This is a genomic window from Amycolatopsis thailandensis, assembly GCF_042723255.1.
Taxonomy (GTDB): domain Bacteria; phylum Actinomycetota; class Actinomycetes; order Mycobacteriales; family Pseudonocardiaceae; genus Amycolatopsis; species Amycolatopsis thailandensis.
Genome location: NZ_JBHXJK010000067.1, coordinates 1 through 14,630 on the forward strand (window position 1 = coordinate 1; position 14,630 = coordinate 14,630).

Genomic DNA, 14,630 nt, shown 5'->3' on the forward strand with positions numbered 1-14,630 from the left:
GAAGGGGGCCTTCATGTACTTGGGTCGGTGTGAAGGTCGAGTTTCCTCGGCTGAGCCGACCGTGTCCTCGGTACCGACGTCGGGCGGTTCACGTGACCAGACGGACGGCACGCGTGATCGGGCGGACGACACGCGTGATCGGGCGGACGACACGCGAGGGTCGCGTCCCTTACAGCCGGATGATGGTCTTGCTGTTGCAGTCGAAAAAGCCGGCGCAGGCCTTCACCGTCAACTGCTTCCAATCGCTCGACACCCAGGCCACGACCTCGAACACCCCATCGTCGACTTCGGCGATGGTGGTCTGGGGCGGCGGGTACGCGATGAACTGCGCGACGAGCGTCGAAACCCGCGAATTGTCGGTCAACGTCGCGAGCACCTCCCCGCGATCCACGGTGCCCCGGACGCTCTGGGCCGCGCAGCCGAGCGGACTGCACACCTCGAAAGACACGGAAGCCGCGGCCGCGGTGCCGGCGAGTGCGGCGGATCCAAGAGCCAGCACACCCAAGACGGTGGCGGCCCGTGCGAGAGAATTCATGATCACTCCCCAGTGATTGTCGAAGCCACGAAGCTACGCCCCGCCGCGACGCGCGCGATAACTTCTCACTAAGGAACGAAAAAGCCCCCTTCCCGCATAGCCGCGGGAAGGGGGCTTTTTCACGAATCAGGAGCGACGGGCCCGCTTCGCCTTGCGCGGCGGCGGAAGCGCACCTTCGGCGCGGAGCCGGGCGGCGTGCTCGGCGAGCGCGTCGACCAGGTGCGGGACGTCGGCCTTTTCGGGCTGGACGTCGACCCGCAGCCCGAACTCCACGGCGGTTTCCGCGGTCTTCGGGCCGATGCACGCGACCAGCGTGCGGGTGTGCGGCTTGCCGGCGATGCCGACGAGGTTCCGCACGGTCGAGGACGAGGTGAAGCAGACCGCGTCGAAACCGCCGGTCTTGATCATCTCGCGGGTCTCGGCTGGCGGCGGGGCCGCCCGGACGGTGCGGTACGCCGTCACGTCGTCGATCTCCCAGCCGCGTTCACGCAGGCCGGCCGACAGGGTCTCGGTGGCGATGTCCGCCCGCGGCAGCAGCACGCGGTCGACCGGGTCGAGGACGTCGTCGTACGGCGGGAACTCGGCGAGGAGGCCCTCCGAGGACTGCTCGCCCTCCGGGATCAGCTCGGGGATGATGCCGAACGAGCGCACCTTCGCGGCGGTCGACTCACCGACGCAGGCGATCTTCACGCCGGAGAACGCGCGGGCGTCGAGGCCGAACTCCTCGAACTTCTCCCACACCGCGCGGACGGCGTTGGTCGAGGTGAAGACGATCCACTGGTAGCGGCCGTCGACGAGGCCCTTGACCGAGCGCTCCATCTGGGCGGGGCTGCGCGGCGGCTCGACCGAGATGGTCGGGACCTCGTGCGAGGTGGCTCCGTGGCCGCGAAGCCGCTCCGCCATCTCACCGGCCTGCTCCTTGGTGCGCGGCACCAGGACCTTCCAGCCGTACAGCGCGCGCGACTCCCACCACGACAGCTTCGAGCGCTGGCCGACGGCCTGGCCGATGGTCACGATGAGCGGGCCGACGAGCTCGCCCGCTTCGTTCGCGACGGTGGCCAGCGTGGTGTCCAGGGTGCGCTGGGTGTTGATGGTGCCGTTGGACGTCACCGCGACCGGGGTGGTCGGCGCCAGGCCGTGTTCGGTCAGCGCGGACGCGGCCTCGGCCAGGTGCGCCGACGTCGCGTGCAGCACGATCGGGCCCGGGGTGGCGGCCAATGCGGCCCATTCGACGTCGCCGCGGACGTCGACCTCGGTGTGCGTACCGCCGAGCGCGACACCGGCGTACGCCGGGACGGCGGCACCGGGCGAGACGCCCGGGATGATGTCGAACACGGCGCTGGTCCGGGAAACGGCCTGCACCTCGGCGACGACGGCGGGCTGGGTCAGCGGGTCACCGGCGATCAGCCGGAGCACCAGCCGTCCTGCCTTGGCTTCGTTCACCAGGTCCTTGGCGACCTCGGTGGCCTCGCCGACGGCGGGGCGCACTTCGGCGCCCTCGGCGGTGAAGGCCAGGACGCCCGAAGGGACGTCCGGGTCGGTCACCACGACCTCGGCCTTGGCGAGCAGCTCCTGAGCGCGGACGGTCAGCAGACCGGCGTCACCGGGGCCCGAGCCCACGAAGGCGACACGCCCGGTGGTCTTACGCGCGGGGGTCATCTGTGCGTTCTCCTCTTGAGCGGCCGCAGTCGAGCGCGGCCCTACCTTCAACGTTCTGACTCACTGGGCGGGGCCGGACAGCGCGCCCGCCCCCAGGTCGAGCAGCTCGGCGGCCAGTGTCCGGCCGAGCTGTTCGGCTTCGTGCTTGTCGGCGAGCGCGGAAGCGCGCACCATGTCGACCGCGTCCCCGTCCCCTTCGACGGCGGCGGTGCCCCGCAACGAGATCCGCTCGACGACCCGCCCTTCGGCGTCCAGGTCCTCGACGATCTCCGCCAGCGCTCCGACCGGTGCGCTGCACCCGGCTTCCAGCGCCGCGAGCAACGCCCGCTCGGCGGTCGCCACGGCACGGGTGCCTTCATCGTCCACTGTGGATCCGAGCAGGTGCTCGATGTCCACGTCACCGGTCCGGCACTCCACCGCCAGCGCACCCTGCGCGGGAGCGGGCAGCATCTGGATCGGGTCGAGGGTCTCGGTGATCTCCTCCGCCCGGCCGATCCTGGCCAGTCCGGCACGCGCCAGGACGACGGCGTCGAGCTCTCCGTCGCTCACCTTGCGCATGCGGGTGTCGATATTGCCTCGGATCGGCACGATTTCCAAACCGAGACCGAGCGCGCGCAGTTGCGCGGTGCGTCGCGGCGAGCCGGTGCCGACGGTCGAACCCGGCGGGAGCTCACCGAGAGTGAGCCCGTCGCGGGCGATCAGCGCGTCACGGGGGTCCTCGCGGCGCGGCACGGCGGCGAGCGTGATGCCCGGCTCCGGCTTCGTCGGCAAGTCCTTGTAGGAGTGGACGATGACGTCGACTTCTTCGCGCAGCAAGGCTTCGCGCAGCGCGGAGGTGAAGACACCGACCCCGATCGTCGGGATCGGCGCGGACGACTTGTCGCCAGGGGTCGTCACGGTGACGAGCTCGACCTCGGCCCCGGTGGCGCGCAGGGCGTCGGCGATGGTGCCGGTCTGCGCGAGGGCGAGCTTGCTGCCGCGCGTCCCGATGCGGATGACTCTGCTCACTGGATGATCACTCGTCTTTCGTTGCGGTGGGACTCGCCACCGCGGCGGGTGCCTGCGGGTCGAGGCAGAACAGCTCACGCAGCGCGTTGGCGTAATCGGTGTCGGCCGTCTCGGCGGCCAGCTGCTTGACCCGCACCGTCGGCGCGTGCAGCAGCTTGTCGACCACGCGGCGGACCGTGCGGCCGACCTCCTCGCGGACCCCGGCTTCGAGGTCCGGCAGGCGGTTGTCCAGCCGCAGCAGCTCGGCGTCGACCACCTCGGCCGCCCGGCGCCGCAGCGCCGTGACCGTCGGGGTGACCTCGGCGCTGCGCTGACCGGCGAGGTACTCGCGCACCTCGTCGAGCACGATGCCGGTGGCCTTCGCGGTCTGGCGTTCGGTGGTCGGGGTGCCCGCTTCGCGCATGCGGCGCTGGATGGTCTCGAGGTCGACGACGGTGACGTCGGCCAGTTCGGCGACGTCGTGGTCGACGTCGCGCGGGAGGCCGAGGTCGCAGACGATCAGCGGCCGCCCGGCGCGGGCCGGGACGTGTTCGACGGTGAACACCGCGTCGTTCGCGCCGGTGCAGCAGACGACGACGTCCGCCTCGGCGACAGCGGCCGCGAGCCCGCTCATCTGGACGGCCTTCGCGGGCACGCCCTGCTCCACGCTCGCGGCGGCGAGACGGGCGGCCCTCGCCTCGGTGCGGTTGGCGATGGTGATCTCGCCGATCCCGGATTTACGCAGGTGGGACGCGGTGAGCGCGCCCATCGAACCGGCACCGACGATCAGCGCGTGCTTCCCGGCGAGGTCGCCCGCGGCGGCCAGCCCTTCGGACACGACCGACGCGCCCAGCTTGTCCAAGCCGGTCTCGGAGTGGACGCGCTTGCCGACGCGCAGCGTGGTCTGGATCAGCTCGTGCAGCGTGCGGCCGACGGTCCCCGCCTCACGCGCGGTGGCGTAGGAGGACCGGATCTGGCCGAGGATCTGCGTCTCGCCGACGACCATCGAGTCCAGCCCGGAGGTGACCGAGAACAGATGCTCGATCGCGGCGCCCGCGTAGTGCACGTACAGCGAGTCGTAGAGGTCCGCGGGCCGCATCCCGGCCTGGCGGGCGAGCACGTCGGAGACGTCGTTCAGGCCGCCGTGGAAGGTCTCGACGACGGCGTAGACCTCGATGCGGTTGCAGGTAGAGACCAGGATCGCCTCGCTGACGTGCTCTGCCTGCTGAAGTTCGTGGAGCACCTTGGTCACGTCGGTCGCGGGGACCGCGACGCGTTCCAGGGTGTTCAACTCGGCACTGCGGTGCGAGAGCCCGACCGCCAACACGCTCATTTTCAGCGCACCACCATTCCATTGCCGTGGCCGTTCACGCTGCCATTCTCGGCGCCCCCAGGGCCACTGTCTCCTCCGCCATTGCCATTAGCGGCCAGATCCGCGCGGCGAGCGACGTGGAACGACAGGATCTGCAACTCGACCGCGAGGTCGACCTTGCGCACCTCGATATGTGCCGGAACCTGCAGCACCACCGGGGCGAAATTCAGGATGCACTGCACGCCACCTGCGACGAGCCGGTCGCAGACCGACTGCGCGGCGGTGGGCGGAGTGGCGATGACGCCGATGGAGATCTCCCGTTCGGCGCAGACTTTGGGGATCTCGTCGAGATGCGACACCGGGAGACCGCCCACCGGGACGCCGACCAGATCCGGGTCGAGGTCGAACAGCGCCTCGACCGGGAAGCCGCGACCGGGGAACCCGCCGTAGTTGGCCAGCGCGTGCCCGAGGTTTCCGATCCCGACCACGGCGACCTTGTGCTTGCGGGTCAGGCCGAGGATCCGCTCGATCTGACTGACCAGGACCTGGACGTCGTAGCCGACGCCGCGGGTTCCGTAGGAGCCGAGGTAGGACAGGTCCTTGCGCAGTTTCGCGGAGTTGACGCCCGCGGCCTGCGAGAGCTCTTCGCTGGAGATCGTCGTCGCGCCCTGCTCGGCAAGCCCGGAGAGGACACGGAGATAGACGGCGAGGCGGGCGACGGCGGCCTCGGGGATCGACTTCGCGCGGGCCGCTTCCGGCTCGGCGGTGGCCTCGACGGCGGGCATCTCCGCGGTGGGCGCGTTGTCGGCGTCCGGTGTCACCCGGGTGCGCCGGCCTCGTTGCGACACCACGCTTGTCCGCTCCTCTGGTCCTGCTGACGACATGATTCGCCCGAACCTGGAAATCGGCTCTTGACCCGCGGCGCTGAGTCCGGTTCGATGCCGGGCGCTCCGGTGGCGACGTATCTACGGTAGCCACTTGTGAACGCAGGCACAAAGTCACAGGTAGAGGGGATGACGCACCCCACAGTGCCCAGGCGCGTGGGTCGTGACTGGCGATTCGTGGAGCCAACCGAGTCTCAGGCACCTGCGGTCGCACGGTCTCGCGTGCTCAAATGGACGACACGGGTGATTGCGTGGACGACACGCGTGACGGGGTGGACGGCACGTGGCGAGCCCTGGGGGTGAGCGTGTCGTCCGGTCAGTCACGCGTGTCGTCCGTCTGATCACGCGTGTCGTCCAGCCAGTCACGCGAAAGCCCCGGCTCACGACAGTGACCGAAGCCCGCATCAACGCGCGTTGACCGTCACCTTGTGCCAGCCCGTGGCTCCATCCGGGACCGTTCCGGCGATCTCTTGCGTCTGCGTGTAGCCCGACTGATCCGTCGCCCGGACGGCGATCTCGTGCTGACCAGGGCCGACCCGGACCTCGGTCCACCACATCCGCCAGGTGTCCTTCGACGTCTCCGCCGACAGGACGGTCTCCTTCCACGGCCCCTGGTCGACCCGGACCTCCACCTTCGCGACGCCGGTGTGCTGCGCCCACGCGGTCCCGGACACCACGACCTTCCCCGCGTTCACCGCCGAGCCGGGCGCGTCGATCCGCGACTGCGTCTTCACCGGTCCTTCGCGGCCCCAGCCGCGGTCGAGCCAGTAGGCCCGTCGCTCCTCCCACGTGGTGATCTCCAGTTCGGTCACCCATTTCGTGGCGGACACGTAGCCGTACAGCCCGGGGATCACGATCCGCGCGGGGAAGCCGTGCTCGATCGGGAGCGGCTCGCCGTCCATGCCGATCGCGAGCATCGCGCCGCGAGCGGGGTCCAAGGCGGCTTCGACCGGGGTTCCGCAGGTCCAGCCGTCGACGCTGGTCGCGAACATCTGCTCGGCGCCGGGTTTCACACCCGCTTCGAGCAGCAGGTCGCGCAGGTCGACGCCGATCCAGCGCGCGTTGGAGATGTACGGACCGCCGACCTCGTTGGAGACGCAGCACAGGGTGACATCGCGTTCGATCAGCGGCCGCGAGCGGATGTCGTCATACCGATAGGTGACCTCGCGGTCGACCATCCCGCGGATCTGGAGGCTCCAGTCCTCGGTCCGGACCTGCGGGACCACGAGAGCCGTGTCGATCCGGTAGAAATCCTTCGAAGGAGTGAGGTAGGGCGGGGTGCCGAACTTCACGAAGTCCGCGTCGGGCGGGACCGGCGGCGCGGTCCTGGCCGGGACCAGCCTGCCGACGGCGGCGCGCGATTCTTCGGCGTTCTTCCTGGTCCCGGCGATCTGCCCGACCAGCGCGGCGACACCGGCGCCCGCCGCGACGGAGACACCGGTGACCAGCACCTTCCGCCTGTCCGGCCCCTCGCCTTCGCGGTCGTCGAAGAACACCTTCGGGCGGAAGAACAGATGCAGCCGGGTGAAGACGGCGAGCCCGGCGACCGTCGCGGCGACCGGCGCCAGCAGCGCGACCTGCCCGAGATCGGTGCGCACGTAGACGGCGGCGACGCCCGCCGCGCCGAGGACGCCGACGAGCACCTGGCCCGGCAGCGGCTTGCTCCGCGAGAGCTGCCCGGCGAGCAGCGCGAACAGCACCAGCACCACGGCCAGGCCGATCTTGAGGACGACCTTGTCCCAGGTCTCAAGCGTCTGCTCTGCCCAGGCGACGACCGCGTGCGGGCTGTGGTCGATGACGAAGTTCGCGACGGCGACGAACGGCGAGGCCGTGTACCCGACGAAGCCCGCGACGAGATGCCCCACGCCGAGGGCCGCCACGAGTGCCAGAAGTCCGGTCAGAGCGGCTTGGCCGAAGGTGAGCCTGCGTTCGTCGTCCACGACTCCATCTTCGGAGCGAAACCGCCTGAAGGTCGGTCGATCGCCCCTTACGAGTGTGTTACGCCAGTGCTTTCCGGAGCCTGTCCTCTTCGACGCGCCAGTAACCGTGCTCGGCGTCGTCGACGAGGATCACCGGCACCCGGTCGCCGTATTCGGCCCGCCACTCGGGGTCGCTGTCGACGTCCTGCGCCGACCAGGCGACGCCCAGCTCGCCGCAGATCCGCTCGATGTCCTGTTCCGCGACCTCGCACAGGTGACAACCGGTGCGGGTCATGACGGTCACGTGGTGCGCCATGCGTCAATCCTTACCTGAGGCGCAAACGCCGGAGCTTCCCGGTGGCCGAATGCGGCAGCGACTCCGCGAACTCGACGGTGTGCGGCACCTTGTACCCGGCCAGGTGCTCCGCGCAGTGCTCGACGACCTGCTGCTCCGAGAGCGACGCGCCCGGCGCGGGGACGACGACGGCCTTCACCGCTTCGCCGGTCCGCTCGTCGACGACGCCGACCACACCCGCCTCGACGACCTCGTCCAGCATCGAGATCACGTTCTCGACCTCGTGCGGGAAGACGTTGAAGCCGTTGACGATGATCAGGTCGTTGGCACGGTCCACCAGGTGCAGGTCGCCGTCGGTGTCGAGGTAGCCGACGTCGCCGGTGCGGAACCAGCCGTCCTCGCCGGGACCGTGCGAACCGTCGGGCCAGTAGCCGGAGAACAGGTTCGCGCCGCGGATCGACACCAGCCCGGTGCCGCCGTCCTCGTCGAAGGCGTCGCCGAGGTCGTCCGGGTCCAGCGGGACGGGTTCGGCGTCGCCGTCGCTGTCGACCAGCCGGAGTTCGACGCCGGGCAGCGGCCGCCCGACCGAACCCGGCTTCGGGTAGCCGGTGACCAGGGTCGTGGTGACCACGGGCGCGCATTCGGTGAGGCCGTAGCCCTCGTAGACGTCCAGCCCGGTGGCGCCGCGGAGCGCGGTGAGGATCTTGGGGTGCAGCGGCGCCGCGCCCGAGGTCATCCGCCGGACGGTGGACAGGCCCTGGCCGAGCTCGTCGGCGTCCATCGCGGCGAACTCGGCGTACATCGCGGGCACTCCGGCGATCGAGGTCACCCGGTACTCGGCGCAGTCGGCCAGGGTCCGTTCGGCGAGGAACCGTTCGGACAGGATCGCCGTCGCGCCGACCGACGTGGTCTGCAACAGACCGGGCCCCAGGCCGTAGACGTGGAACAACGGGATGGTGATGAGTACGCGGTCGCCGTGCACGAGCGGTGTCGGGACGATCCTGCTCAGCTGGTCGAGGTTCGCCAGCAGCGCCCGGTGCGACAGCATCACGCCGCGCGGCGGGCCGGTCGTGCCGGAGGTGTACGAGATGACCGCGATGTCCTCACCGGCACCGGCCGCGTCGACCGGTTCGGCTGCTCCATCCGAGGTAACAGGCGGTGAGAGGCTTGTCACTCCATCGGGGAGTTCCTCGGTCGCTTCGCGTTCGAGGACGAGCCGCGCGCCGCTGTGTTCCAGCAGTCCGGTCAGCTCCGCCACCGGAGCCTGCGGCGAGATCGGGACGACCACCGCGCCCGCCCGGAGCGCCCCGAACAGCGAGACGGCGAAGGCGGCCGACGTCGGCAGCCGCAAGGCCACCCTGTCGCCGCGCTCGATTCCCGCGTCGAGCAGGGCGCGGGCCAGCGCGTGGGCGGCGTCGTCGAGCTCCGCCCAGGTCAGCGTGACCCCGCCGCCGGTCTCCTGAACGGCCAGCTTGCCGGGCCACTGCCGGGCGGCCTCGGCGAGCAAGGTGGGCACACTTGCATCGGCAACTTGCTCCGCGCTCAACTGCGAACCTCTTCCCTGGAGTGAACGGCGTTGCCAGTTTGTCATCTCGGCCACCGTCATGGGTGTCACTCGCTTTCGTCGCAGTTCCGTAACCCCGGCACCGCTACCTACTTCGCGGTAACTACACGTATGCTGCTGGGCATCGTCGAGTGGTGTTGATCACTCGATGGTGAGAAAAGGAGTCCGGACGTGCAGATCTTGCAGGCCCACGCGGCGGTGGGACATGCGGGCCGGTCTTCTCTGCCCGGAACGGGAGGTACCGCGTGACTCTTCCCGCGCCGAACCCCGTCTCGATGCTGGCGGGCCACATCCTCCGGCGGAGCGGTTTCCCCGCCACGCCGTCCGCGCGGCCCAAGGTCGAAGAGAACGACGCCGCCGCCGAAGCCGCGAAGGCCGAGGCTTGGGAGCTGGTCAGCGCCGCGCAAGGCGGCGACACGTCCGCCTTCGGACGGCTCTACGACCGCTACGTCGACGTCGTCTACCGCTACGTCCTGTTCCGCCTCGGCGACCGGGACCTCGCCGAGGACGTCACCAGCGAGACCTTCCTGCGCGCGCTTCGCCGCATCACCTCGGTGAGCTACCAGGGGCGTGATGTCGGCGCCTGGTTCGTCACGATCGCGCGCAACATCATCCTCGACCACGTGAAGTCGAGCCGGTTCCGCCTCGAGGTCGTCACCGACGAGGTCGCCGAGCCGAACGGGGCGCCGATCGGGAACGTCGGCGTGCAGGCCGTCGCCGGGCCCGAACAGCAGGCGATCAGCCGCGCCACCCGCGCCGAACTGCTGCGTTGCGTCGCCGAACTCGGCGAAGACCAGCGCGAGTGCATCGTGCTGCGGTTCATGCAGGGACTTTCGGTCGCCGAGACGGCGGCGATCATGAAGCGCAACGAAGGCGCCATCAAGGCCCTTCAGCACCGAGCGGTACGCCGTTTGGCACAACTTCTGCCCACGGGACTGCGTTAAAGTTCCATATTTGGTTCCCACCGGGCCTTGCCGTAACCCTTGGGCGTCTCCGCTCGTTTTCACTGCCAGACCGGTGGTCAGGACCGGGCTGATCAGATGGAGACTTCGCCGTGGGCGTGCCGGGATGGTTCGCGCGTGAGCGGGCGGACGGTGACCGCTTCGCGGACCTTGTCGACGGCACTGTCGGCACCGAAAGTCCGGGAGACGACGAGTTCGCGCACGAACTCGCGCTCGTCGGCGGCCTGCGCGAACTGGGTGCCGGCGGCGCTCCCGACGCGGAGACCCGGCAGCGGATCCGCGACGAGATCGCCGGACGTCTCGCCGAAGCCGAAGCACCGCCGAAGCGCCGTGGTCACACCGTCGCCAATCTCGCCGCGGCCGCCGTCGCCCTCGTCCTCGCGCTGGGCGGCATCACCCTGCTGCTGTCCAAGGACGCCTTGCCGGGCGATCCGCTCTACGGCATCAAACGAGCGGGTGAATCGGCCGCGCTCGGGCTCACGTTCGACGAGCGGGACAAGGCGAAGAAGCATCTGGAGTTCGCCGCGAACCGTGTCGGCGAACTCGACGAACTCACCCGGCAGGAAGCGCCCACCGCGGCGTACTTCACCGGCCTCGCCGATTTCGAGACCGACCTGCGGGCCGGTGTCTCGCAGCTGACGGCGCTCGTCACCGATCAGGGCGGCCAGACCCGGTTGACCGAACTCCGCACCTGGGCGCGGCAGCAGTCCGACAGGCTCGGCCTCCAGGTCGGGTACGCGCCCGCCGAGGCCCGCGACAAGTTCGCCGCGGCCCGTGTCCTGCTCGACAAGGTTCAGGCGCGCACGACGGATCTCGGTTCGCGGTTGGTCTGCTACACGATCACCACGGGCTCGTCCGACGACCTGGGCGCCGTCCCGGCCGCCGGTGATTGCGTCCGCGACCCCGGCTCCCCCGACGCCGTCGTGCCACCGATGACGTCCACCCCGCCGTCGTCGGCGCCGGCCGGTTCGCCGCCGCCGAGCTCGGCGGCGCCGCCGTCGTCCGGCGTGGACACCGCGACCCCGACCGGACCGCTCGTGCCGCCCACGGGCGGGACACCACCGCCCGTGGTGGCCACGCCTCCCCCGACGACGAGGACGCTGCCGCCGACGACCACCACGCCGAAGCCGCCGCTGATTTCGATTCCGCCGCTCATTCCGGGATTACCGCCGATAACCATCGGCTGACTCGCTGTCGATGAGGGAGGCACCACACCCGGGACAGGGCGATGGGCCGCTCGCTACGCTGTGCACAGGCACCTGGGATTCCGGAGGCGGTGTGCGTGTCAGTTTGGCGGGGCAAGGATAAGAGTCAAGAGCTCGAACGGCTGGCCGAGCTGGCGGGCGAGGCGTCGGCCGAGGCCGCCATGGCGACCGCGTCCGCCGAAGCCCTCGAACCGCCCGCGCCGCCTGCCCCGCCGGACCTGACAGCGGCCGCGTTCTTCGACGTCGACAACACCATGATGATGGGCGCGTCGATCTTCTACTTCGCCCGCGGCCTGGCCGCGCGCAAGTTCTTCACGTCCGCCGATCTGGCCGGATTCGTCTGGCAGCAGGTGAAGTTCCGGCTCGGCGGCCGGGAGAACAAAGAGGACATCAAAACCCACCGCGAGCGGGCACTGTCCTTTGTGGCCGGTCGCACGGTGCAGGAACTGACCGACATCAGCGAAGAGATCTACGACGAGCTGATGGCGGACAAGATCTGGTCCGGCACGCGGGCGCTCGCGCAGATGCACCTCGACGCCGGGCAGCGCGTCTGGCTCGTCACCGCGACCCCGATCGAACTCGCGGCCATCATCTCGCGGCGCCTCGGTCTCACCGGCGCGCTCGGCACGGTCGCGGAGACCAAGGACGGTGTGTACACCGGCCGTCTCGTCGGCGACCTGCTGCACGGCCGCGCGAAAGCCCACGCCGTCCGGGCGCTGGCGTCACGCGAAGGACTGAATCTCAAGCGCTGCACGGCGTATTCGGACTCGCAGAACGACGTCCCGATGCTGTCGGTCGTCGGGACCGCGGTCGCGGTGAACCCCGATGGCGGTCTCCGCGACGTCGCGCGGGCGCGCGGCTGGGAGATCCGCGACTTCCGGACCGGGCGCAAGGCCGCGAAGATCGGCGTGCCGTCGGTGCTCGGTGTCGGCGCCGTGGCCGGCGCCGTGGCGGCCGGAATGGCGTACCGGCGCCGCTGACCCCACGCATTTAGTCCTCTGAATGCGGTCCTTGCGTGTGCAACTACCGCATCCAGAGGACTAAATGCGTAAAGGGGGAAACTCAGCCCTTGAAGACGCTCTTCCGCTGCGAGAGGCGTTTGTACAGCGACTGCTGGATCGACTCCCGCACCTGGTCGGTCAGCGTGAACACCAGCATCGGGTCGTCCACGGCGTCCGCGTCGTAGGTGTCCGTGCGGATGGGCTCGCCGAATTCGATGCTCCACTTCGTCGGCAGCGGAACCGCGCCGAGCGGGCCGAGCAGCGGGAAGAACGGCGTCACCGGGAAGTACGGCAGGCCGAGCACCCGCGCGAGCAGCTTGATCTCGCCGAGTTTGGGGTAGATCTCCTCCGCGCCGATGACCGACACGGGAATGATCGGCACCCCGGTCCGCAGCGCGGCGGACACGAAACCGCCGCGGCCGAACCGTTGCAGCTTGTACCGCGACGAGAACGGCTTCCCGATCCCCTTGAACCCTTCCGGCCATACGCCGACGAGTTCTCCCTTGCGCAGCAAGCGTTCTGCGTCGGCGTTGCAGGCGAGCGTCTGCCCGGACTTGCGGGCGAAGGAGCCGACGAGCGGCACCTGGAACACCAGATCCGCGCCGAGGCCGCGCAGGTGCCTGCCGCCGGGGACGTGGTCGTGCACGGCGACGGCGGTCATCAGCGCGTCGAGCGGCAACGTGCCGGAGTGGTTCGAAACCAGGAGCGCGCCGCCGTCGGTGGGCAGGTTCTCGACGCCGAAGATGTCGACGCGGAACCACTTCTCGTACAGCGCCCGCAACGGCGGCAGCAGCAGGGTTTCGGTGAGCTCGGCGTCGAAGCCGAACTCGTCGACGGTGTAGTCACCGGTCAGCCTGTCCCGCAGGAACCCCAGCGCCGTCCGGAGCGACGCCGGGAGGAGCTCGGTGTCGGCCGGACGGGTCCGGGCCGGTGCGACCCGTGCCGCCCCGGGGAACTCGACGACGGGCGCGTCCACCCGGCGTTCCTGGTCCAGCCGCTCTTGCGCTTCGTCGGACTCGCGAAGATCCCTGTCCGCCTGAGCGGCCGGGTCCGGCTTCTCTCTGCCGGGGCCGTGCAACGGGATGACCTGCGCTTCAGCGCCGCTCACGTTTTCCGCCTCGCCTTCGTGAGAGTTCTCGGGGTTGTCCTCGTAAGGCCTGCTCACCGGTTCGCCGCCTGCCCTGTCGCCGCGGCCACCAGGACCTTGTCGGCGAATCCGGCCAGCCTGCCGCCGTCCACCACGGGCCTCAGCCCGCGGCCGGTGATGTAGTCGTCGAACGCCTCCCGCGTCGTCCAACGCGGGGTGTAACCGAACTCCTTCTTGAGCTTCGTGATGTCCACGACGCGGCCGAAGTTCAGCAGCCGGACCTGGTCGGCGGAGAAGTCGACCACCCTCGCTCCGCGCAGCACCTTGCCGACCGACGGCACGACACCGCTGGGCATCGGCAGTTCGACCCGGCCTGCTCGCCGGATCGCCTGAGACAGCGTGAGTACCCCCTCCGAGCCGACATTGAACACGCCGGGTTCGTCGTTCAGCGTCGCCTGCTCGAACACGGCCAGCGCGTCCGAAGCGTGGAGCAGCTGGATCCGGGCGTCGTAGCCGAACACGGTCGGGACCACCGGCAGCGCGAAGTAGCGCGAGAGCACGGTGTCGATCTCCGGGCTGATGATGTTGGCGAAGCGGAAAAGCGTCGTCGTGATGTCGGGGCGGCGGCGCATGAGCCCGCGGACGTACCCCTCCATCTCGACGGCGTCCTTCGCGTAACCGCTGGTCGAGGTGGGGATGAGCTCGGAATCTTCGGTGAAGACGGCCTGCGAGCGCGCGCCCGCGCCGTAGACGGCGGCCGTCGACTTCACCACGAGCTTGCGCACGAGCGGCGAACGCTGGCAGGCCGCCAGGAGCCGCATCGTGCCGATGACGTTGACCTCTTTGATCGCCGTGCGGCGGGCCGGGCCGGCCGGATGCGCGGTGCACGAGGCGTGCACGACGGTGTCGACCTTGGCCGTGCTGATCACCTTGGCGATCAGCGGATTACGGATGTCGGCCCGGACGTATTCAGCGCGCCCCATGCGCTGCAGCACCGACTTCTGCGGGGGCGTGGTGTCCACGCCGATCACCCGCTCGAACTCCGGATTGTTGCCGAGTCTGGCGAGCAGCTTCCCGCCAAGGTCTCCCCCGACCCCGGTCACGAGCACGATGTTCGACGGCATAGGACTCCCTGCGGCTTTCGGGCGGTTCTCGGACTTTCGATCACGGGGTCCTGATGACCTTTGAGCGCGGATTGATCCACCGAGTGTGCGCGTACC

General features: G+C 69.8%; 13 protein-coding genes. 3 read left to right on the forward strand and 10 right to left on the reverse strand.

The features are described from left to right. Positions 1-169 precede the first annotated feature (169 nt). The 8 genes from ACFWMR_RS25230 to ACFWMR_RS25265 form a co-directional block, all read right to left on the reverse strand. A complete protein-coding gene (locus ACFWMR_RS25230; protein WP_378380135.1) occupies positions 170-535 on the reverse strand; it encodes a hypothetical protein in 366 nt (121 codons plus the stop codon). Positions 536-661: 126 nt separating this feature from the next. Continuing rightward, entirely contained in the window at positions 662-2,194 is a 1,533-nt protein-coding gene (locus ACFWMR_RS25235) for a bifunctional uroporphyrinogen-III C-methyltransferase/uroporphyrinogen-III synthase (RefSeq protein ID WP_020633155.1), read from the reverse strand. A 60-nt stretch (positions 2,195-2,254) separates the two neighbouring features. After that, entirely contained in the window at positions 2,255-3,202 is a 948-nt protein-coding gene (gene hemC, locus ACFWMR_RS25240; RefSeq protein ID WP_191256208.1) for a hydroxymethylbilane synthase, read from the reverse strand. A gap of 7 nt (positions 3,203-3,209) precedes the next feature. Then, positions 3,210-4,514, reverse strand: a complete 1,305-nt coding sequence (locus tag ACFWMR_RS25245) for a glutamyl-tRNA reductase (RefSeq protein ID WP_093939092.1) — start codon at positions 4,512-4,514, stop codon at positions 3,210-3,212. Between the two features lie 2 nt (positions 4,515-4,516). Beyond that, positions 4,517-5,344: a redox-sensing transcriptional repressor Rex gene (locus ACFWMR_RS25250; protein WP_378274646.1), complete on the reverse strand. Its 828-nt coding sequence runs from the start codon at positions 5,342-5,344 to the stop codon at positions 4,517-4,519. Positions 5,345-5,781: 437 nt separating this feature from the next. Continuing rightward, entirely contained in the window at positions 5,782-7,317 is a 1,536-nt protein-coding gene (locus ACFWMR_RS25255) for a molybdopterin-dependent oxidoreductase (RefSeq protein WP_378380136.1), read from the reverse strand. Between the two features lie 58 nt (positions 7,318-7,375). Continuing rightward, the gene (locus ACFWMR_RS25260; protein WP_038520134.1) at positions 7,376-7,612 is read right to left on the reverse strand and encodes a glutaredoxin family protein; all 237 of its coding nucleotides are present in this window, start codon (positions 7,610-7,612) and stop codon (positions 7,376-7,378) included. A 10-nt stretch (positions 7,613-7,622) separates the two neighbouring features. Further along, complete coding sequence (locus ACFWMR_RS25265) at positions 7,623-9,107, reverse strand: AMP-binding protein (protein WP_093939089.1); 1,485 nt, start codon at positions 9,105-9,107, stop codon at positions 7,623-7,625. A 293-nt stretch (positions 9,108-9,400) separates the two neighbouring features. Here ACFWMR_RS25265 and ACFWMR_RS25270 point away from each other — a divergent pair, with 293 nt between their 5' ends. The 3 genes from ACFWMR_RS25270 (at position 9,401) to ACFWMR_RS25280 (ending at position 12,302) form a co-directional block, all read left to right on the forward strand. Beyond that, on the forward strand, positions 9,401-10,099 hold the full coding sequence (locus ACFWMR_RS25270; protein WP_093939088.1) for a sigma-70 family RNA polymerase sigma factor: 699 nt from the start codon (positions 9,401-9,403) through the stop codon (positions 10,097-10,099). A gap of 110 nt (positions 10,100-10,209) precedes the next feature. Beyond that, entirely contained in the window at positions 10,210-11,304 is a 1,095-nt protein-coding gene (locus ACFWMR_RS25275) for a DUF5667 domain-containing protein (protein WP_378380137.1), read from the forward strand. 95 nt (positions 11,305-11,399) lie between these two features. Then, the gene (locus ACFWMR_RS25280) at positions 11,400-12,302 is read left to right on the forward strand and encodes an HAD family hydrolase (protein WP_005151723.1); all 903 of its coding nucleotides are present in this window, start codon (positions 11,400-11,402) and stop codon (positions 12,300-12,302) included. An 82-nt stretch (positions 12,303-12,384) separates the two neighbouring features. Here the strand turns inward: ACFWMR_RS25280 and ACFWMR_RS25285 are convergent, their stop codons facing one another. Further along, positions 12,385-13,488, reverse strand: a complete 1,104-nt coding sequence (locus ACFWMR_RS25285) for a lysophospholipid acyltransferase family protein (protein ID WP_378380138.1) — start codon at positions 13,486-13,488, stop codon at positions 12,385-12,387. Further along, positions 13,485-14,534, reverse strand: a complete 1,050-nt coding sequence (locus ACFWMR_RS25290; protein WP_378380139.1) for an NAD-dependent epimerase/dehydratase family protein — start codon at positions 14,532-14,534, stop codon at positions 13,485-13,487. Before ACFWMR_RS25290 ends, ACFWMR_RS25285 begins: the two co-directional genes overlap by 4 nt. Between the last annotated feature and the right edge of the window lie 96 nt (positions 14,535-14,630).